Below are 18,230 nucleotides of genomic sequence, written 5' to 3'. Positions count from 1 at the left end.
TCTGTATAGTTACGCCTTTTAGAGGGTTGGTGATGGATAGTTCCTTTGAGGGTTTAAAGGCAATGGTGATTGACGATAGTAAAACTATTCGTCGAACCGCTGAAACACTGCTCAAGAAAGTTGGTTGCGAAGTAGTTACTGCAACCGATGGTTTTGATGCGTTAGCAAAAATTGCTGATCATAAGCCTGATATAATTTTCGTCGATATTATGATGCCTCGCCTTGATGGCTATCAAACTTGTGCTTTGATTAAAAATAATAAGGCGTTTCAAAGTACGCCTGTGATTATGTTATCGAGCAAAGATGGCTTGTTTGACAAAGCAAAGGGCCGAATTGTTGGTTCTGATCAGTATCTGACAAAACCATTTAGTCGTGATGAATTGCTTAATGCAATTCGTCAACATGTTAGTGGAGCCAGGCAGAGCGCCTAGCTGCAAGTTGAATTAATAGATTTTACTCTTGAGTAAAGGGGGTTTTTACATGGCGCGCGTATTGATCGTTGACGATTCGCCAACAGAAACGCATGTGTTGAGCAGTATCCTCGAAAAGCATGGGCACGAAGTGCTTACCGCCGAAAATGGGGAGGCAGGCGTTGAGCGTGCGAAAAAAGAGAAACCGGATTTGGTTTTGATGGATGTTGTTATGCCGGGGTTAAATGGTTTTCAGGCCACCCGTCAGTTAAAGAAAGATCCAGAAACATCCAATATTCCTGTCATTATCGTAACCACCAAAGATCAGGAAACTGACAAAATCTGGGGTATGCGTCAGGGGGCAAAAGATTATTTAACTAAGCCCGTGCAGGAAAGCAATCTAATGAAAACGGTTAACGGTGTTTTGCAAGGTTAAGCCTGGCTCAGGCTTCTTGTGAAGCTTGTTATAACACGTGTAGAGAATAATAAGCATGGTAGAAACCAGTCAAAATGTTGCATTTGAAATTCTGGTAGATATTGAACGGCGAAGCAGTGCTGCGTCGTCGATGCCTCGGAGTGAGCAATCTGAGCGATTTTGGACCGGTGTTGGATTTCGGTTGAATAAAGTTCAGTATGTTGCTCCATTAAAAGAGGTAGCCGAAATTCTTTCGATGCCGGGTTTTACCAAAGTACCTGGCGCCCGTTCTTGGGTGAAGGGATTAGCTAACATCCGGGGTACTTTATTGCCCATCATGGATTTGCACGGCTTTCTTGGTCGTAAAGCAATCCCTTCAATGCGTAGCCAGCGAATTCTTGTCATCAACCATAACGGCATTCATAGCGGTGTTATGGTTGATGAGGTCTTGGGGCTACAGCACTTCGATGATTCCGAACGAAGAGAAGACGTTAATGACGATGAGGCCATCTTGCCTTACGTCAAGGGCGCGTTTACTCGTGGTGAAGAGGAGTGGAAGGTATTTAGCCCATTTGCTTTGGCTGAAAGTCCTTCATTTATGCAAGTTGCTTTGTAAGTATGCAGCCATTCGCCTTTCTTTTGGCTTTGATCTAAATGTAGTTGGGAACAAAAACTATGAATGCACCAGTAAAAGATAAAAACCTAAATGCAGATGGGGGCAGTGGCACTCGCATTGTTGTATGGCTCCTGGGACTCTTCTTAATATTAACGATTGCTAATCTGTATCTCGGTTTCCGTAGTAGTAACAACGTATTGAGTTGGTCATCAAATGCGGAAGACTTACGGGTAACATCACAGCAGGTAGCAAAGAACGCGACCGAGGCCGCTGAGGGTAACCTTGACGCGTTTAGGCAGTTAAAAGCCTCCAAAGAGCGTTTTGATAAACTGCTTGAAAGCTTGAACAGCAAGCAGGGGCAAAACCCAGTTACACAAATTGATGAGACGCCTGCCTCTATCCGCAACAAAGAGATGGGCCAGATTTTGGCGACTTGGAATGAGGTTTCTGACCAAGCCGAAATCATCATCGAAAATGAGGACGTAGTAACGGGTTTGTATGATATACAGACCGAACTATCCGCTACCATCCCTCAAATGCAGTTTCTTTATCAAACAGTTAATGACATCTTACTTGATTCTGGTGCATCAGGTGAGCAAACCTATTTCGCGTCTCGTCAGATGCTGTTTGCAGAACGTTTGAATCGAAGCTTCCAAAAAGTATTGCAGGGTGGAGAAGATGCTCTGGTTGCTGCAGAAAACTTTGGTACTGACGTTGAAACCTTCGGTGAGTATCTAAATGCTCAGCTGAACGGTGATGCCATGTTGGACGTAAAGCGAATCACCAACGCCGATGCGCGTAAAGATTTGGAAGAAATCGCTAACCTCTATGTCACAGTAAAAGAGCACGTAACCAAAGTAATCAGCAGTACCGACACCTTATTTAAAGTTCAGCAAGCTTCTACTCAAATCTTCGATCAATCCAACAAACTTCTAGAACAAGCCGAGTTACTGGCAAATGCTTATCGTTCTTACGGTCAACGTGTTGAGGTAGGTAGTGGTCACTACTGGTATTCGATTGCTGGTGGTGCATTAGTATTAATCTTTTTGATAGCACTAGGTTTACAGATTCGTAGCTCTGACAGACAGCGTGAATCAAGAACTCGCTCTCAGGCAGAGAGAGAACGTGAACAGAACGAAAGAAACCAGCAAGCAATCATCCGACTACTGGACGAGATGGAAGGTCTGGCAGATGGTGACTTGACAGCGAACGCAACGGTAACCGAGGACTTCACGGGTGCGATAGCCGATGCGATGAACTACACCATCGACCAATTGAGAAGCTTGGTATCGACGATCAACGACTCGGTTGCAAAACTGTCAAACGCAACGGAAGAAACGCAAGGCATCTCGAACGAGTTGGCCCAGGCCTCTAAGAATCAGGCACAAGAGATTACTGGAGCATCTGCGGCGATCAACGAAATGGCCGTCTCTATCGAACAGGTATCTGCCAACGCCGCTGAGTCCTCTCAGGTAGCGGAAAAATCGGTGGACATCGCGAAAAAAGGTGCCGAAGTGGTACGTAATACAATTCGCGGTATGGACACGATTCGTGAGCAGATACAAGAAACATCAAAACGTATTAAGCGACTGGGTGAATCATCTCAGGAAATCGGGGATATCGTATCTCTGATCAACGACATCTCGGACCAAACGAACATTCTGGCATTGAACGCGGCGATACAGGCATCGATGGCGGGTGAAGCCGGTCGTGGTTTCGCGGTTGTTGCGGATGAGGTACAGCGACTTGCGGAACGTTCTGGTAACGCAACCAAACAGATTGAAGCACTGGTAAAAACCATCCAAACCGATACAAACGAAGCGGTAATCTCGATGGAAGCGTCGACCGCAGAGGTGGTACGTGGAGCTCGCCTGGCGCAAGACGCGGGTGTTGCACTGGAAGAAATCGAGCGTGTATCGAGTAGTTTGGCGGAATTGATCCAGAACATATCGAACGCTGCACGTCAGCAAGCAGCATCAGCTGGTCATGTTTCCAATACGATGAACGTTATCCAGGAAATCACTAACCAGACATTGCAAGGTACACTGAATACTGCGAGCAGTATCGGTAAGTTGGCTGAGCTGGCAGACGAGCTGAACAGCTCGGTTGCTGGTTTCAAACTACCAACCTATTAATATTAAGACTCGGCCCTTATTATGGCGGCGATACTCAACCTGCCAGAAATGGACTCAAAAGAGTTCCAGCGCTGGCAGGGGCTTCTGGAGAAACGAACCGGAGTTTGGTTATCAGAAAATCGTAAGTCTTTTCTGATAACCAGCCTTGCACAACGTATGCGCGAGACCGGCTTCGAAGACTACGATAGTTATTTTCGTAGTTTGGAGTCTGGAGTTAGCTCAGCAGTAGAGTGGACTAATCTGGTTGATCTGTTAACCGTTCACGAAACGCGGTTCTTCCGAGATCAAGCCTCGTTGCAGCTCGTTCAAAGCCATATTCAAAAGCTCATTAAAAAAAGCGCAGCAGAACCTTCTGATAAGCCTCTGAATGTTCAGCTGTGGAGCGCAGGTTGTTCGACAGGAGAAGAAGTTTATAGTTTGGCTCTGTTGATGAGTGAACTGGATACTTCTCCACTGACCAACCAAGGGCGGCATTTTTATTATGGGATCACCGGTATCGATATTAGTTTTCCCGCGTTGGCACAAGCGCGAGAAGGCATTTATCACAAGCGCAAACTAGCGACAGTACCTTCTAACTGGCTAAAACAATATTTTGAAGAGTTGCCTGATGATTACATGCAAGTAAAAAACAGCATTCGTCATCGAACCTGCTTTGTTCAGGGCAACGTGTTGGAGCTTGATAAAGCACCACAACAACAATACGACGTTATTTATTGCCAGAACGTACTGATTTATTTTCAGAACATGCGTAGACAACACATCGTGACTCATTTTGTTGAGCGACTTTCGCCAGGCGGATTACTCGTCTTAGGGCCTGGTGAGCTAAATAATTTGACGCATCCTCTGATTGAAAAAGTTTCCACCAAACACTGCCAAGCTTATTTACGTGCTGGTGGTTAAAAAAGAAGTATAAACGGAGCAAGCATGGCCGATACGAATGAACAATTAGCTCTCAGTTGGGTTCGCAAAGAGATTAATAAATCTCTGGACCAGGCTCGGCAGGGGTTAGAAGCGTTTGCTGAAAATGACAGTGATGTCACGCAGATCCGTTTCTGTATCAGTTGTTTACACCAGGTTCGCGGCACGTTACAAATGCTCGAATTCTACGGCGCTGCATTACTAGCCGAAGAGATGGAGCACCTGGCAGATGCGATTGCCAATGGCAAATTCGTAGCAAAAGAAAAAGCACTTGAAGTGTTAATGGGCAGCTTGCTGCAATTACCCAGTTATCTTGATCGCGTCCAAGAAGGTCGACGTGATCTACCGGTTGTTTTATTACCTTTATTAAACGAATTACGCGCCTCTCGTGGCGTTGCTCCACTAGCAGAGAGTGCTATTTTTGCGCCTCAGTTGTCGGGTGTGAGCCCACCAGAGCCTGCAGGCGGTCAACAATCACTTCCAGCTGCTGAGTTTAAAGAGTTAGCTAAGAAATTCCGCCATCACTATCAAAAAGGTTTGCTCAGTGTTATGCGCAGTACGAATATCAAAGAAGGTATTCAACGCATGCACAAAGTATTGGAACGTTTAGAAGCCGTGAGTGCGGGTTATCCCGTTGGCCATCTTTGGTGGATAGCCGATGGTTTCTTATTAGCGATTATTGAAAAAGGTCAGTACAAGGATCCTGCGGTCCATGCGCTGTTAGGCAAAGTAGATCGTTATATTAAACGTTTAGCGGATGTCGGTAACGAAGCGCTCAACGATAAGATCCCTGATGATTTGTTAAAGAACCTTTTGTACTACGTTGCAAAGTCTGAATCGAATCATGCCAATATCAAACGGTTAAAAGAGACGTTTAATCTATCCGATGCCTTGCCATCAGATCAGGTGGTTGAAGAAGAGCGACGTCGTATGCAAGGGCCCGACTCAGGGGCTATTGAAACCGTTGTTGGCGCCATTAATGACGATTTGATTAACGTAAAAGATACTTTGGATCTTTTTGTTCGTGGCGGTGATAAAAGTCATGCAAAACTTTCGGCGTTAATTCCCAGTCTGCAAAAGATTACCGATACCTTAGGTATTCTGGGACTTGGCATTCCAAGAGATGTGGTGAAACAACAGATCATCACACTCAATAAATGCATCGAGTCAGGCGATGAAATTTCTGATGCCGTAGTAATGGATGTCGCGGGTGCTTTGCTCTTTGTTGAAGCCAATTTAGCGAATGTGAAACCTGCTGATGTTGCGGATCAAGAAGAAGCTTCGGCCGATGAGTTAGCGGCTCGACAAGAAGCAGTATCCGCTGAAGCGCAGCTGGATGAAGCAAAAATTCAATTACTCAGTGCTAGCCAGGCTAATCTACAAAAAGCGAAAGACAGCATTGTTGACTTTATTGCATCCTCATTTAACTTTGAGCTCATTCAAAATGTACCTGAGTTGTTGCTCGAAATCCAAGGTGGCTTACGCATCATCGGGTTTGAAGCCGCCGCTGACTTGTTAAATAACGCTGACTTGTTTGTTGAGCAAAACTTATTGGAGCTGCACGAAAAGCCCAGTGAGTCGGTGATGGATGCTTTAGCAGACATCATTACCAGTATTGAATATTGTCTAGAAAATTACGGCGAAATTGGTTCTTCTGCTTTTGACTCTGTCTTAAATGCAGCGAAGAACAGTCAACAGATCCTGCATGATGAGTTAGAGAAATCTGCGGCGATTATTGCTGAGCGTGAGGCGATTGCAGCTGCCGAGGCAAAAGCAAAAGAAGAAGCGGCGGCAGCGGCAGCAGAAAAAGCGGTTGAGCCCGCTCCGGCACAGGAGCCAGAGGCTGCGCCTGTTGAGACGCCTGCTCCAGCGGTTGCTCCACCTGCCGAAAGTATTGCGGTAAATAAAGCTCCCGACGAAAGTCTTATTGATGACGAAGTACTCGAGATCTTTATTGAAGAAGCTGAAGAAGAACTTGAGTCGATTAATGAATTATTGCCTCGTTGGATCGAAAAGCCTGATGATGAAGAAACGCTGACGACGATTCGCCGTTCTTATCACACATTGAAAGGCAGTGGCCGATTAGTTGGGGCAAGCCTCGCTGGTGAGTTGGCCTGGTCCATCGAAAACATGCTAAATCGAGTGCTTGATGGCACCATCAAAGCGGATCACATTGTCTTTAGTATTATTAAAGAAGCGACAGCTATGATGCCGAGTCTGGTTGACGCTTTCTCCAAAAATCAGTTACCTGCAGAAGGCCCCGACTTTATCATGGCCAAAGCTCATGCCATTTCTAATGGTGAGCCATTGCCGCTACCACAAGAAGTTGCTCCTGCTGCAGAGCCACCTGTAGAGGCCGTTGCTGAGCCTGTAGAAGAAGCAGTCGAAGAAGTTGTAGAGCCTGAGGCTGTTGAGCCAGAAATTGTTGAAGCTGCTGAAGAAACCTCTGTTGAAGAAGCTCCCGCAGAAGAAGAATTTGCTGAGACACTTGAACTCGACACAGAAGACTTATCCAGTGATGGAGAAGCCGCCGATGAATTTGCTATTGATGAAGCCTTACTGGAAACAGATGACGAACTTGTCACTCCGGAGTTAGACGAGACTGTACTAGAGACTTTAGAAGCAGAAGTTACCGATGAACTTGAGTCTGTTGACTTTGTTGCCGAAGATGAGCCGCTTGAGCTGGATGATGAAGTACTTGAGCCTGTTATCGAAGAAGAAGCCAGCCCTGTAGTTGACGAGCTGAGTTTTGCCGAAACAGAAGATCTTGAGCATGTTGTCGAAGAAGAATTTGCTGAAAGCCCAGCAGAAGAAACTTTAGAGATAGATGCAGAATCTCTTGAAGAAGCGCTTGAGCCAGAAGCAGACGATGCAGTGGCTCATCTGGATTCTGATATTGATCCAGTATTGCTGGAAATCTTTATAAATGAAGCCGAAGGACATCTAGAAGTTATTAAGAGCTTCAATCGTGAAGTTGCTACAGAAAAACGCAACATGGCATCTGATGAGCTGCTACGTGCTCTACATACCTTAAAAGGTAGTGCACACATGGCAGAAGTTGCCGAAATTGCTGATCTGGTTAGCCCGCTTGAATTGTTGATTAAAGATTACAAACAGCGTGATCTTGCTCTGAGCAAAGAGTTTATTGAACACTTTGTGTTAGCCGAAAGTTATCTCGACAATTGCATTGAAGCACTAAAAGAAAACAAACATTACCACAACGATTTAAAACAGCAGCTGGTTGATGAGTTCACTCAACAGCGCGCTAATATGGTGAAAACACTCGGCGAAGATGTTGCTGTGTCAGGTGATGTGGTACACCGAGATCCTGAGCTGCTCAGTATCTTCTTGGCAGAAGGCATGGATATTGTGTCTGAAGCGCAGGAGCTACTTGAACAGTGGCGCGAAGCTGATGTGGGTCAGGCTCAAACCAACTTACAGGCAGAAATGCATACCCTCAAGCGTGGCGCTAATATGGCTGTGCTTGAAGAAGTGGAGCAGTTAGCATCTGAGCTTGAAAGCTTCTTTGATGCAGACACTCAAGCAGTTAAATATGATGACTACTACCAGCTAGGTAGCCGCGCATTAGAGCAAGTTTTAGAGTATCTGAACTTAGCCGCGATAGAGCATCGCCTGCCAAGTCCTGCCGACCTCATCGATGAATTGCAAAACTGGTCGCCGATACTCACTGAAGATATTGCGTCAGAAGAAGCTGTGTCTGAAGAAGATGTTGCAGAAGACATTGCTGATGCACCAGAAGTTGAAAATATTGTTGTTGAGCCAGAACTGCTGCCAGAGGTAGAAGAGAGCACAACTGAAGAGCCGCAAGAAGAACCTGTTGCTGAAGCTCCCGTTGAAGAAGTTGTGGAGTTCGTTACTCCTGCTATCGAAGATACCCATGAAGAGCAGGCAGAAACTATTCGTCCAGAAGATGTTCATGAAGCTGAAGATGAAATCGATGAAGAGTTGTTAGAGTTCTTCCTCGAAGAAGCTGATGAACTTGTTGAAGAAATTGAAGAACGCATGGAGGCCTGGAAATCTGAGCCTCAAGATTTGATACATGTCGCCAACCTACAACGTAATTTGCACACCTTAAAAGGCAGTGCGCGTATGGCTGGTGTTATGTCTGCGGGTAATCTGGCCCACGGTTTAGAAGATTTATATCAGGCTATTTCAAGTGCCGAAGTCGATCTTCAAGATAAACACATTACTGTATCCTTCAAATTCCTTGACGCCTTCCGAGTCATGATTGAAGAGCTGCGTGATCACGGTAGCTATCAGTTTGATGAGCGTTTGTTAGCTGAGATTCGTCGTTACGTTGATGAGCCCGATGCTGTTGAAGATGCCGTCAGCGATAGCGCGGATGAAGTCGCTAGTGTGGCAACCGAAGATGAATTGGTTGAAGACATTACACCAAGTGTTCCTGAGGTTGTTGAAGTTGCTGCCGAAAGTGGTGAAGTTCAAAAAATTGAGCTGGATGAAGACGGCGAAGAAGTTCTCGATATCTATCTCGAAGAGGCAGATGAAATTCTTGAGAACATGGACGAAGCATTGCAGGTATGGAGTCATGATACCGCTGACAAATCGTCTATTGAAACATTACAGCGTAGCCTGCACACCTTAAAAGGCGGCGCGCGTTTATCAAATCTAACCGCGCTTGGTGATTTGACTCACGAGCTCGAAAGTTATTTTGAATCTGTTGCTGACGGCAAGATAACCACCGATAAATCACATATTCAATTTGTGATGAAAGGTTACGATGTTATCGGCAGTATGGTGGAAGAGGTTCGCAGTAAGCATCAGATCACAACGCCAGCAGCCTACATGCTACAGCTGGATCAATTGGTGAAAGGCGAGCCGCTTGAAGAGATTACTACTTCTGCACCGGCACCTGTCGAAGCCGAAACCGCTACACCCAAAGTGGTGCCCTTTACTAAGAAGCCTGAGCCAGAAACAACCGCAGATGACGCTGCGCCTCAACGTCGTTCGCGCCAGCAAGAAGTGGTTCGTATCGGCTCCGATCAGCTTGAAAGTTTAGTTAACCTCGCAGGTGAAACCAGTATCTTCCGAGCTCGTCTGGATCAGCAGGTATCGGTATTACGTTACAACCTTGACGAGATGGACCAAGCCATTGACCGTTTACGTGAGCAGCTACGTAATCTGGAAATCGAGACGGACGCACAGATCGAGTATCGTCGAGAAATTACTGGTCAGTATGATGATTTTGACCCGCTGGAATTTGACCGTTATACCCGTCAGCAGGAACTGACTCGTATACTCGGCGAGAGTGCTGCGGATTTGCTGTCGGTAAAAGACAGTTTGGATAACCTCGCTGGTGACGCAGAAACGCTCTTGTTGCAGCAAGGTCGAGTGAATACGGAAATGCAAGAAAGCTTAATGCGTACGCGCATGATTCCGTTCGATAGCTTGGTACCAAGACTGCGTCGTATCGTACGTCAGATAGGAAACGAATTAGGTAAAACCGTTGACTTGTCCATCAGTGCGGATGGTGAGATGGACCGTACTGTACTAGAACGTATGATTGCGCCGATTGAGCACATGCTGCGTAACGCGATGGATCACGGTATCGAAAACCCTCAAGAGCGTATCGCTGCGAGCAAGCCAGAGACTGGTCGTGTACGCATTCGAATGTATCGTCAAGGCTCTGAGGTATTCATTGAGATCACTGATGATGGTCGCGGATTAAATATTGATGCTATTCGTGCCAAAGCACTTGAGCGTGAGTTGATTACAGAAAACTCCGAGTTAACGGATCACGAATTACAGCAGATGATCTTTGAAGCGGGTTTCAGTACCGCCACCGAAGTGACTCAGATTTCTGGTCGTGGTGTCGGTATGGACGTCGTGAGCAGTGAAATCAAGCAAATGGGTGGTGTGGTTGAAATCAACTCTGAAGTTGGTAAGGGCGCAACCTTTACCGTAAAACTGCCCTTTACCGTATCTGTCAACCAAGCGTTGATGATTCAGGTCGGTGATGATCTTTATGCCATACCTTTGACCAACATTGAGGGTATTGTGCGTATCAGCCCTTATGAAGTTCAAGAGTACTACAACAATCCTGATTCTCGTTTTGAGTATGCGGGTATGTCTTACACCATGCGCTATATGGGGCAGTTATTAGATCATAATCGCCGTCCAAATCTGGAAGGGGTTACACGTCCGCTGCCTATCTTATTGTTGCACGGCGCAGAGCATCCAACAGCGGTTCAGGTAGATGAACTCTTAGGTAGCCGTGAGATCGTTGTGAAGTCCGTTGGACAACAGCTTAGTTTGTTAAGTGGATTGTCTGGAGCAACGATTCTTGGGGATGGACGTGTTGTTCTGATATTGGACGTTCCTGCACTGACTCGTCGTGTGGATGCGGTTCAGAGCGAAGAGCATATTCTTGAAGACGTGGTTGAAGAACGAGTGCCAACAGTAATGGTTGTTGATGACTCGATTACGGTGAGAAAAGTAACTCAACGTCTGCTACAGCGCCATGATTATAAAGTGCTGACAGCAAAAGACGGTGTTGATGCTCTCAACGTGCTTCATGATCACAAGCCTGATGTTATGTTGCTGGATATCGAGATGCCACGTATGGATGGTTTTGAGCTGGCAACCATTATGCGCCACGATGATCGTTTAAAAGACTTACCCATTATCATGATTACTTCTCGTACTGGAGAGAAGCACCGTCAGAGAGCCGAGTCTATTGGTGTGAATCGCTATATGGGTAAGCCTTATAATGAGGTAGATCTGCTGCAAACCATTGAGTCTTTATTACCTGGGCATGGGCAATGAAACAGCAGGGAACACTTTCGTTAGGTATTATTTCATCAGGCGGGGAAGAAACAGAAAGTCTTGTCGGCCTGTTGAAAGAGCAATCCGTTGCGATTGAGTATTGTATTTCTCCAGAAGAGATTGCAGCCGATCATATCGCTGCTGAAAATCTACATGTCTGGTTACTAGATATTGATGACAATGATTGGAGCGATGCTCTCGATGACTTGCTCGATCAATCATCTATCCCAGTATTTTTTAATGAACGGGGTTCTTTAGGCAAACAGACTCATCCTGAGTTCTGGTGCCGAAATCTACTGCAACGACTTTATGAGATGGCTGGTATCGAAATGACCCAGCCAGCGCCCTCATTGTTAGATGACTCAGAGTCTGCTGCGCTTGCAGTGACTATGGAAACCGAAGAATCCATCATCAAATTGGATGATGCGACTCATCAGTTGGAGTCGGTACTCGACGAAATAACCGACGATCCTGAGAGCTCAGAATCTTCTTTCTCTGCAGAAGAGTTAACTCGAGAACTGTCTGAACTGGAAGAAGCTGATTCTCCTGCTGAAGATATTCCAACGGCAGAAAATGTTGTCGCTCCTCCAGCCGCGATAGACGAAGAGACTACAGAAGAATTGTCGGCTGATGCCATTGAAGAAAGTTTTGATCTGGACTTTGAAGAGGATATTGAGAGCATTCAAGATGCTCCTGACTCCAGTGATGAGGCTGATGACGAAGAAGTGCTTTCTATTGAATCCATCGAAGAGAGCCTCGACTTTAGTTTAGATGATGGATTGACGACAGAAAGCGCTAACGAAAACTCTTTTGATACTCAGGAACAAGAAGTAACACTCATTGAAGAGAGCTTTCCTGAGAGTCTTGAGCCTGTCGATGATTTTACCGCCGAATTAATGGGAGTATCGGAGCAGAGTAATGAAATCGATAGCCCTGACGACGACAATGATATAGAGGCCATCAGCCTTGAAGGTATTGAAGACGAAGACTTTGATATCAACTTTGGTGAATCTGTTGAAAGCGAAACCGATAGTTCTGCGATACCTGAGCTGGATATCATCGAAGAAGAAACTGAGTGGAAAGAAGAAACCACTGATGCATTGGCTATCGACACCAATGAGCTTAATGAAGAAGCCTTTGAAGTAGAATCAGAACTCGAAGTAGAACTTGAGCCTGAGACTGAACCTGTGTCTACACTCGATGAAGGTGAGTTGTCATTAAGTGATGATGAGCTTGAGCAGGCAATGACGGATTTTGAAGCGGATTTAGACAGTGCTTTTGATGAGCATAAGGCTAGTCAGCCAGATATCCCTGCTGAAGTTCAGGCAATGGAAAACAGCGAAGACGAGCAACTGGACATATTTTCCGCTGAGAATCAAAACGAGCCTGAAGCGATTGAGCCAGAATTAGATACTTTCAGTGCAGAGCCGGAGTTAACTCTGGATCTGGATTTTGATACCGAGGTAGCCAGTAGCGATGACAGTGATCATCTATCACAACCCAAAACATCCATCAGTGACAGCGAGCTGGATTTCGAGCTCCCATCTGGTGGGCTTGATATGGACAGTGATGAGACCACATTAGATACCGATACCCATCTGGATTTTGAAGAATCTGCGACCGATGAAGTCATAGAGTCATCCTCTGAGTCAGAAGTCGAGTCCAGTGATGATTTTGATATACCGTTGTTAGAAGACACAGCGGTTAATATGGTGTTTGAAGTAGCTGATGATGAAGAGTTTGAAGATGTGGAGTCTGAGCCAGAGTTACCCGATTTAAATGTTTGGGTATTAGGAGCATCTCTTGGTGGTCCTGCGGCTGTTAAACGTTTTCTTCAAGCATTACCGTCAGAATTAAATGTTGCTTTTGTACTTGCCCAGCATATTGACGAAAACTTTTTGCCTGTGTTGGCTAATATTCTCGACACGCAAACGCCTTTCAGTGCGCAGATCATTGAACAACAGGTGACGATGGAGCCTGGAACGATTTATATCGCACCCATCAAACATAATATTGTGTTCGGCCAAGATAAAACATTGGGTCCTAAACATACCCCATGGACGCCGCCTTATGCGCCTTGCATTGATGATGTTATCAAAGCCGCAGCAACGGTTTATCAAAGCCGATGTGGTGCAATTGTATTTAGCGGCATGGGTGATGACGGCAAAGCAGGCATTTTGCAAGCCAGTGAATCAGGTTGCAAAGTCTGGGCACAGCAGCCGGATACCTGTGCCAATAGCAGCATGCCCGATTCTGTTATTGAAACCGATAAAGTTGAGTATATTGGTAGCCCAGAAGAGCTCGCCGAGCGTCTGGCGCAATTGTATAATTCAGTTAGCGTTGCCTCGCCCATACCATAAAGCCAGGAGAATTGTGTGGAACAACAAATAAATGAAGTTTATAGCTTAATGATCCCGATTGTTGATCAAAGCATTTTGTTGCCCAACTCAACAGTGGCAGAGATTGTACCTTTTGGGGATGTTGAGCGACTGAATGATGTTGGGCCAGAATGGTACATTGGCCATCTTAACTGGCGTAATATGAAAGTACCTTTGGTCTCTGTTGATATTCTTAATGGCGGCGAAGATCCACAAGCCAATAAGCGCTCACGTGTGGCCGTGGTGAATACCATTGGCGATAGTGAAGAACTACCTTATATTGCGATCATCGTACAAGGCATCCCTCGTTTGACCCACGTAACACGGCCAGCCATTTCTTTGGTTGAAGAGGTTGAGCTAGGTATCGCCGATAAAGCACGCGTTAAAATTGGTTCCATTCAAGCCACCATTCCTGATTTGGAAAAGCTTGAAGAACTGATTTCTGAGCAAGGCGAAATAAGCGCAGAGTAGTTTAGTTGGATGATGGTTTCTAAGCCGTCATCCACTGCGATAAATCAGCCCCTTCTTTTTTCCATTTTATTGAGCAACCTGTTCCTGGATTCTGTTGTTTAGGGCCTTGGCCTGTGATTGCTATCTGGCGCATTGCCAGCACTAACTCTCTAGGTGTTTCTTGGTCCGGACTTTCCAAATCACTGCTATCTAGTCGGCCACGGTATTGCAATTCCATCATGGCGTTAAAGCCAAAAAAGTCAGGCGTGCATACCGCACCAAAAGCCTTGGCAATTTTTTGATCCGTATCTTGTAGGTAAGGAAAGTTAAAATTATGTTGCTGGGCAATGGACCTCATAAAAGGTAAGGACTCTTCAGGGTATTGCTGACTATCATTAGCGTTAATCGCAACAACCCCAAGTCCCATTGCTCTGAGTGCTTTTACATCACTAACCAACTGCTGGCGAATGGCTTTTACATAAGGGCAGTGATTGCTTATAAACATTACTAATATGCCTGTTGCACCACGGCATTGTTCTAGTGTCCACTGTTTATCATCAACCCCAGGCAAAATAAAATTAGGGGCCTGCAGGCCAAACTCGCAACGGGGAGTCTGTAGCTTCGCCATAAATTCAATGCTCCAATAAAATGGTTTTTTATACTTCAACTAAAATATTGTTGTTTTATTAATCGGACTTGCTCAATTTATTACCAACCTAATAAGATTTTGTAACAATCGTCGTGGCGATGACTCATAGACCGTCGACAACCTCTTACTTATTAGCTGGGTTTTTAATCATTTCAGAATTGCATTGATTAAAAATTAGTTTATTGTTCTCTTGAAGAGATGTTTAACTCTAAAATAAGTACTTGATCAACATAAAGATATTTCTATCTGTGACCATTCTATAGTGAATCGAAAATGATTGAAAAGTGTTGTTTTCTCTCTCAACAATATTTAATGTGTCGAGCAGATTAAGAGTAAGCAGAGTGCTTTGTTCGTGCTGGTCCTTAGCCGTTCTAAATGTACAAGAACAAAAGGGCATGGAACGGTAAATAAAAAACGGGTGAAAAAGCTCTGTTAAACCAGTAAAATTGGTCAAATTTTTTGGCAGTCTAGCAGTCTGCTACAACCTTAAGCCATCGCCAGATGGTTTAGTTTTAACGAATGCTATGAGGATTTAGAATCAATGGCGGATTACACTATTTTTACATCTGAGTCGGTATCGGAAGGTCATCCAGATAAAATGGCTGATCAGATATCTGATGCTGTTCTAGACGCCATTATTCGCGATGACGCCCACGCCCGTGTTGCGGTTGAAACCATGGTTAAAACGGGTATGGCGATTATCGCGGGTGAAGTAAGAACTTCTACCTATGTCGATCTCGAAGAGGTTGTCCGTAACGTTATTTTAGACATTGGTTATGATAGCTCTGATGTGGGTTTTGATGGTGCCAGTTGTGCCGTTTTAAATGCTATAGGCAAACAGTCAGCCGACATCGCTGTAGGTGTTGATGAAGGCGAATCAAAGCAGTTAGGTGCGGGTGACCAAGGTTTAATGTTTGGTTATGCAACCAATGAGACTGATATTTTAATGCCTGCTCCCGTTCATTTTTCACACCGTCTGGTGGAGCGTCAATCTCAGTTACGCAAAAATGGAGTATTACCCTGGTTGCGTCCTGACGCAAAATCGCAGGTGACCTTACGCTACGAAAACGGCAAGCCAGTTGCTGTTGATGCGGTTGTATTATCTACACAACATAATCCTGAAGTGCAGCAAAGCGACATTCGCGAAGCGGTGATGGAAGAGATTATCAAGCCGATTCTGCCAGCAGAATGGCTACACGCTGATACTCAGTACCACATTAACCCAACCGGTCAGTTCATCATTGGTGGCCCTGTTGGTGATTGTGGCTTAACTGGACGTAAGATTATTGTTGATACTTACGGTGGTATGGCACGTCATGGTGGTGGTGCTTTCTCTGGAAAAGATCCATCAAAAGTGGATCGTTCTGCGGCCTATGCCGGACGTTACGTTGCAAAGAATATTGTTGCAGCTGGTCTAGCGGATCGATGTGAGATTCAGGTTTCTTACGCTATCGGTGTTGCTGAGCCTACTTCTATCTCTATCAATACATTTGGTACGCACAAAATCGAAGAGTCAGCGATTGCTGATCTGGTTCGTAAGCACTTTGATTTAACTCCTCAGGGTATTATCGATATGCTTGATCTGCGCCGTCCGATTTATCGCAAAACAGCGGCTTATGGTCACTTTGGTCGTGACGATGCTGATTTCTCCTGGGAAGCAACGGATAAAGCAGCTGCACTGAAGGCCGACGCTGGACTATAATCATTGCCAATTTCAGATTTCGAAGCTCATTGAATGATCAATGGGCTTTTTCTTTAAGTAGCAAAGTGTTGTTGAACCAATCTACAGCGTATAAAAAATTTTATGGTTTACAATAACCCCATAGGTTTTGGTAAATCATTTTGTCAGAAACCCAGCAGGGTTTCCTGTTCGTTTGAGGGGCGCTGCAGCGAGTTGTTTGTACAAACAACTTGTCACGCTCAAATGAATTGCTTGTCATGATGCAAGGGCGCCCATTCACATTCAATGAATGGAGAAAGTTATGTCAGCGAATTTTTCTGACTACATAGTAAAAGACATTGCTGAGGCAGACTGGGGTCGCAAAGAGATCAAGATCGCCGAAACAGAAATGCCTGGCCTGATGGCTATGCGTGAAGAATTTGGCGCGTCGCAGCCGCTCAAAGGTGCACGTATCGCAGGTTCTTTGCACATGACAATTCAAACAGCTGTGTTAATCGAAACATTAACCGCACTGGGTGCAGATGTACGTTGGGCGAGCTGTAACATTTACTCAACTCAAGACCATGCTGCTGCTGCTATTGCCGCTGCCGAAATCCCAGTTTTTGCTTACAAAGGTGAGACTCTGGAAGAATATTGGGACTACACCCATCGTATTCTAGATTGGGGTAATGGCGAAACAGCTAACATGATTTTAGATGATGGTGGCGATGCGACTCTAGCGGTTGTATTAGGTCGTAAAGCGGCTAAAGACATTTCTGTGTTAGATAATCCTGGTAGTGAAGAAGAGCAGTACTTATTTGCTGCTATCAAAAAGAAGCTGGCAGAAGATCCTGAGTTTTATGAGCGCGCAGCTACGAGCATTCAGGGTGTTACTGAAGAAACCACAACAGGTGTGAATCGTTTATACCAGATGGAAAAAGACGGTGGCTTACCTTTCCCTGCGATCAACGTTAATGATTCCGTGACTAAGTCGAAATTCGATAACCTTTATGGTTGCCGAGAGTCACTACTTGACGGTATCAAGCGCGCAACTGACGTGATGATTGCTGGTAAAATCGCATTGGTTGCTGGTTATGGCGATGTAGGTAAAGGTTGTGCGCAATCCCTACGTGGTCAAGGTGCGACTGTTCTAGTAACAGAAATCGATCCTATCTGTGCGTTGCAAGCGGCGATGGAAGGCTATCGCGTTGTGACTATGGAAGAAGCGGCGGGTATGGCCGATATTTTTGTGACTACCACAGGTAACTTTGATGTTATCACTCACGATCACATGGCTGCTATGAAAGACCAGGCCATCGTTTGTAACATTGGTCACTTTGATAATGAGATTGACGTTGCATCATTGAAGAAGTATGAGTGGGAAAACATTAAACCACAGGTCGATCACGTTATTTTCCCTGATGGTAAGCGTATTATCTTATTGGCCGAAGGTCGTTTGGTAAATCTGGGTTGTGCTACTGGACATCCTAGCTTTGTTATGTCGAACTCTTTCACTAACCAAACATTAGCTCAAGTTGAGCTTTGGTCAAATGGTGATAACTACGAGAAGAGTGTTTACGTGTTACCTAAACATCTGGACGAAAAAGTGGCTCGTCTGCATCTTGAGAAAATCGGTGCGAATCTAACCGTATTGACTCAAGAGCAAGCTGACTACCTGAATGTTAAGATTGATGGTCCATACAAGCCAGAACACTACCGTTATTAATTAATACGGTAAGCAATTAAAGGCTCGCTTGTGCGGGCCTTTTTTGCATCTGGTTAAATCAATTTAAAT

General features: G+C 45.1%; 11 protein-coding genes and 1 riboswitch. Of the genes, 10 read left to right on the top strand and 1 reads right to left on the bottom strand.

Features of this window, described 5'->3' with window-relative positions:
* Positions 1-32 precede the first annotated feature (32 nt).
* From pilG to NH399_RS13135, 8 genes are read left to right on the top strand one after another with little or no spacing between them, the layout of a single operon-like run.
* A complete protein-coding gene (pilG, locus tag NH399_RS13170; protein ID WP_253040763.1) occupies positions 33-431 on the top strand; it encodes a twitching motility response regulator PilG in 399 nt (132 codons plus the stop codon).
* A gap of 49 nt (positions 432-480) precedes the next feature.
* On the top strand, positions 481-846 hold the full coding sequence (pilH, locus tag NH399_RS13165) for a twitching motility response regulator PilH (RefSeq protein WP_253040761.1): 366 nt from the start codon (positions 481-483) through the stop codon (positions 844-846).
* 55 nt (positions 847-901) lie between these two features.
* Entirely contained in the window at positions 902-1,441 is a 540-nt protein-coding gene (locus tag NH399_RS13160; RefSeq protein WP_253040759.1) for a chemotaxis protein CheW, read from the top strand.
* Between the two features lie 59 nt (positions 1,442-1,500).
* Positions 1,501-3,576, top strand: coding sequence for a methyl-accepting chemotaxis protein (locus tag NH399_RS13155; RefSeq protein WP_253040757.1), 2,076 nt, complete (start codon positions 1,501-1,503; stop codon positions 3,574-3,576).
* Positions 3,577-3,597: 21 nt separating this feature from the next.
* A complete protein-coding gene (locus NH399_RS13150; RefSeq protein WP_253040755.1) occupies positions 3,598-4,476 on the top strand; it encodes a protein-glutamate O-methyltransferase CheR in 879 nt (292 codons plus the stop codon).
* 24 nt (positions 4,477-4,500) lie between these two features.
* The gene (locus NH399_RS13145) at positions 4,501-11,298 is read left to right on the top strand and encodes an Hpt domain-containing protein (protein WP_253040753.1); all 6,798 of its coding nucleotides are present in this window, start codon (positions 4,501-4,503) and stop codon (positions 11,296-11,298) included.
* Positions 11,295-13,658: a chemotaxis protein CheB gene (locus NH399_RS13140; RefSeq protein ID WP_253040751.1), complete on the top strand. Its 2,364-nt coding sequence runs from the start codon at positions 11,295-11,297 to the stop codon at positions 13,656-13,658. Before NH399_RS13145 ends, NH399_RS13140 begins: the two co-directional genes overlap by 4 nt.
* 15 nt (positions 13,659-13,673) lie before the next feature.
* Complete coding sequence (locus NH399_RS13135) at positions 13,674-14,147, top strand: chemotaxis protein CheW (protein WP_253040749.1); 474 nt, start codon at positions 13,674-13,676, stop codon at positions 14,145-14,147.
* A 19-nt stretch (positions 14,148-14,166) separates the two neighbouring features.
* Here the strand turns inward: NH399_RS13135 and NH399_RS13130 are convergent, their stop codons facing one another.
* Complete coding sequence (locus tag NH399_RS13130; protein ID WP_253040747.1) at positions 14,167-14,754, bottom strand: thioredoxin family protein; 588 nt, start codon at positions 14,752-14,754, stop codon at positions 14,167-14,169.
* A 562-nt stretch (positions 14,755-15,316) separates the two neighbouring features.
* Here NH399_RS13130 and metK point away from each other — a divergent pair.
* Both metK and ahcY read left to right on the top strand, forming a co-directional pair.
* Positions 15,317-16,477 carry a methionine adenosyltransferase gene (gene metK / locus NH399_RS13125; RefSeq protein WP_253040745.1) on the top strand — a complete coding sequence of 387 codons (1,161 nt, stop codon included), beginning with the start codon at positions 15,317-15,319 and terminating at the stop codon, positions 16,475-16,477.
* 168 nt (positions 16,478-16,645) lie between these two features.
* Positions 16,646-16,737, top strand: a riboswitch (S-adenosyl-L-homocysteine riboswitch).
* Positions 16,738-16,757: 20 nt separating this feature from the next.
* The gene (gene ahcY / locus NH399_RS13120; protein ID WP_253040743.1) at positions 16,758-18,161 is read left to right on the top strand and encodes an adenosylhomocysteinase; all 1,404 of its coding nucleotides are present in this window, start codon (positions 16,758-16,760) and stop codon (positions 18,159-18,161) included.
* Positions 18,162-18,230: the final 69 nt, after the last annotated feature.

The sequence above is a fragment of the Pleionea sp. CnH1-48 genome (assembly GCF_024124665.1).
Lineage (GTDB): Bacteria > Pseudomonadota > Gammaproteobacteria > Enterobacterales > Kangiellaceae > JAMXSB01.
The sequence above is the reverse complement of the archived record's forward strand: the minus strand, read 5'-3'. Positions and strand labels throughout refer to the sequence as shown.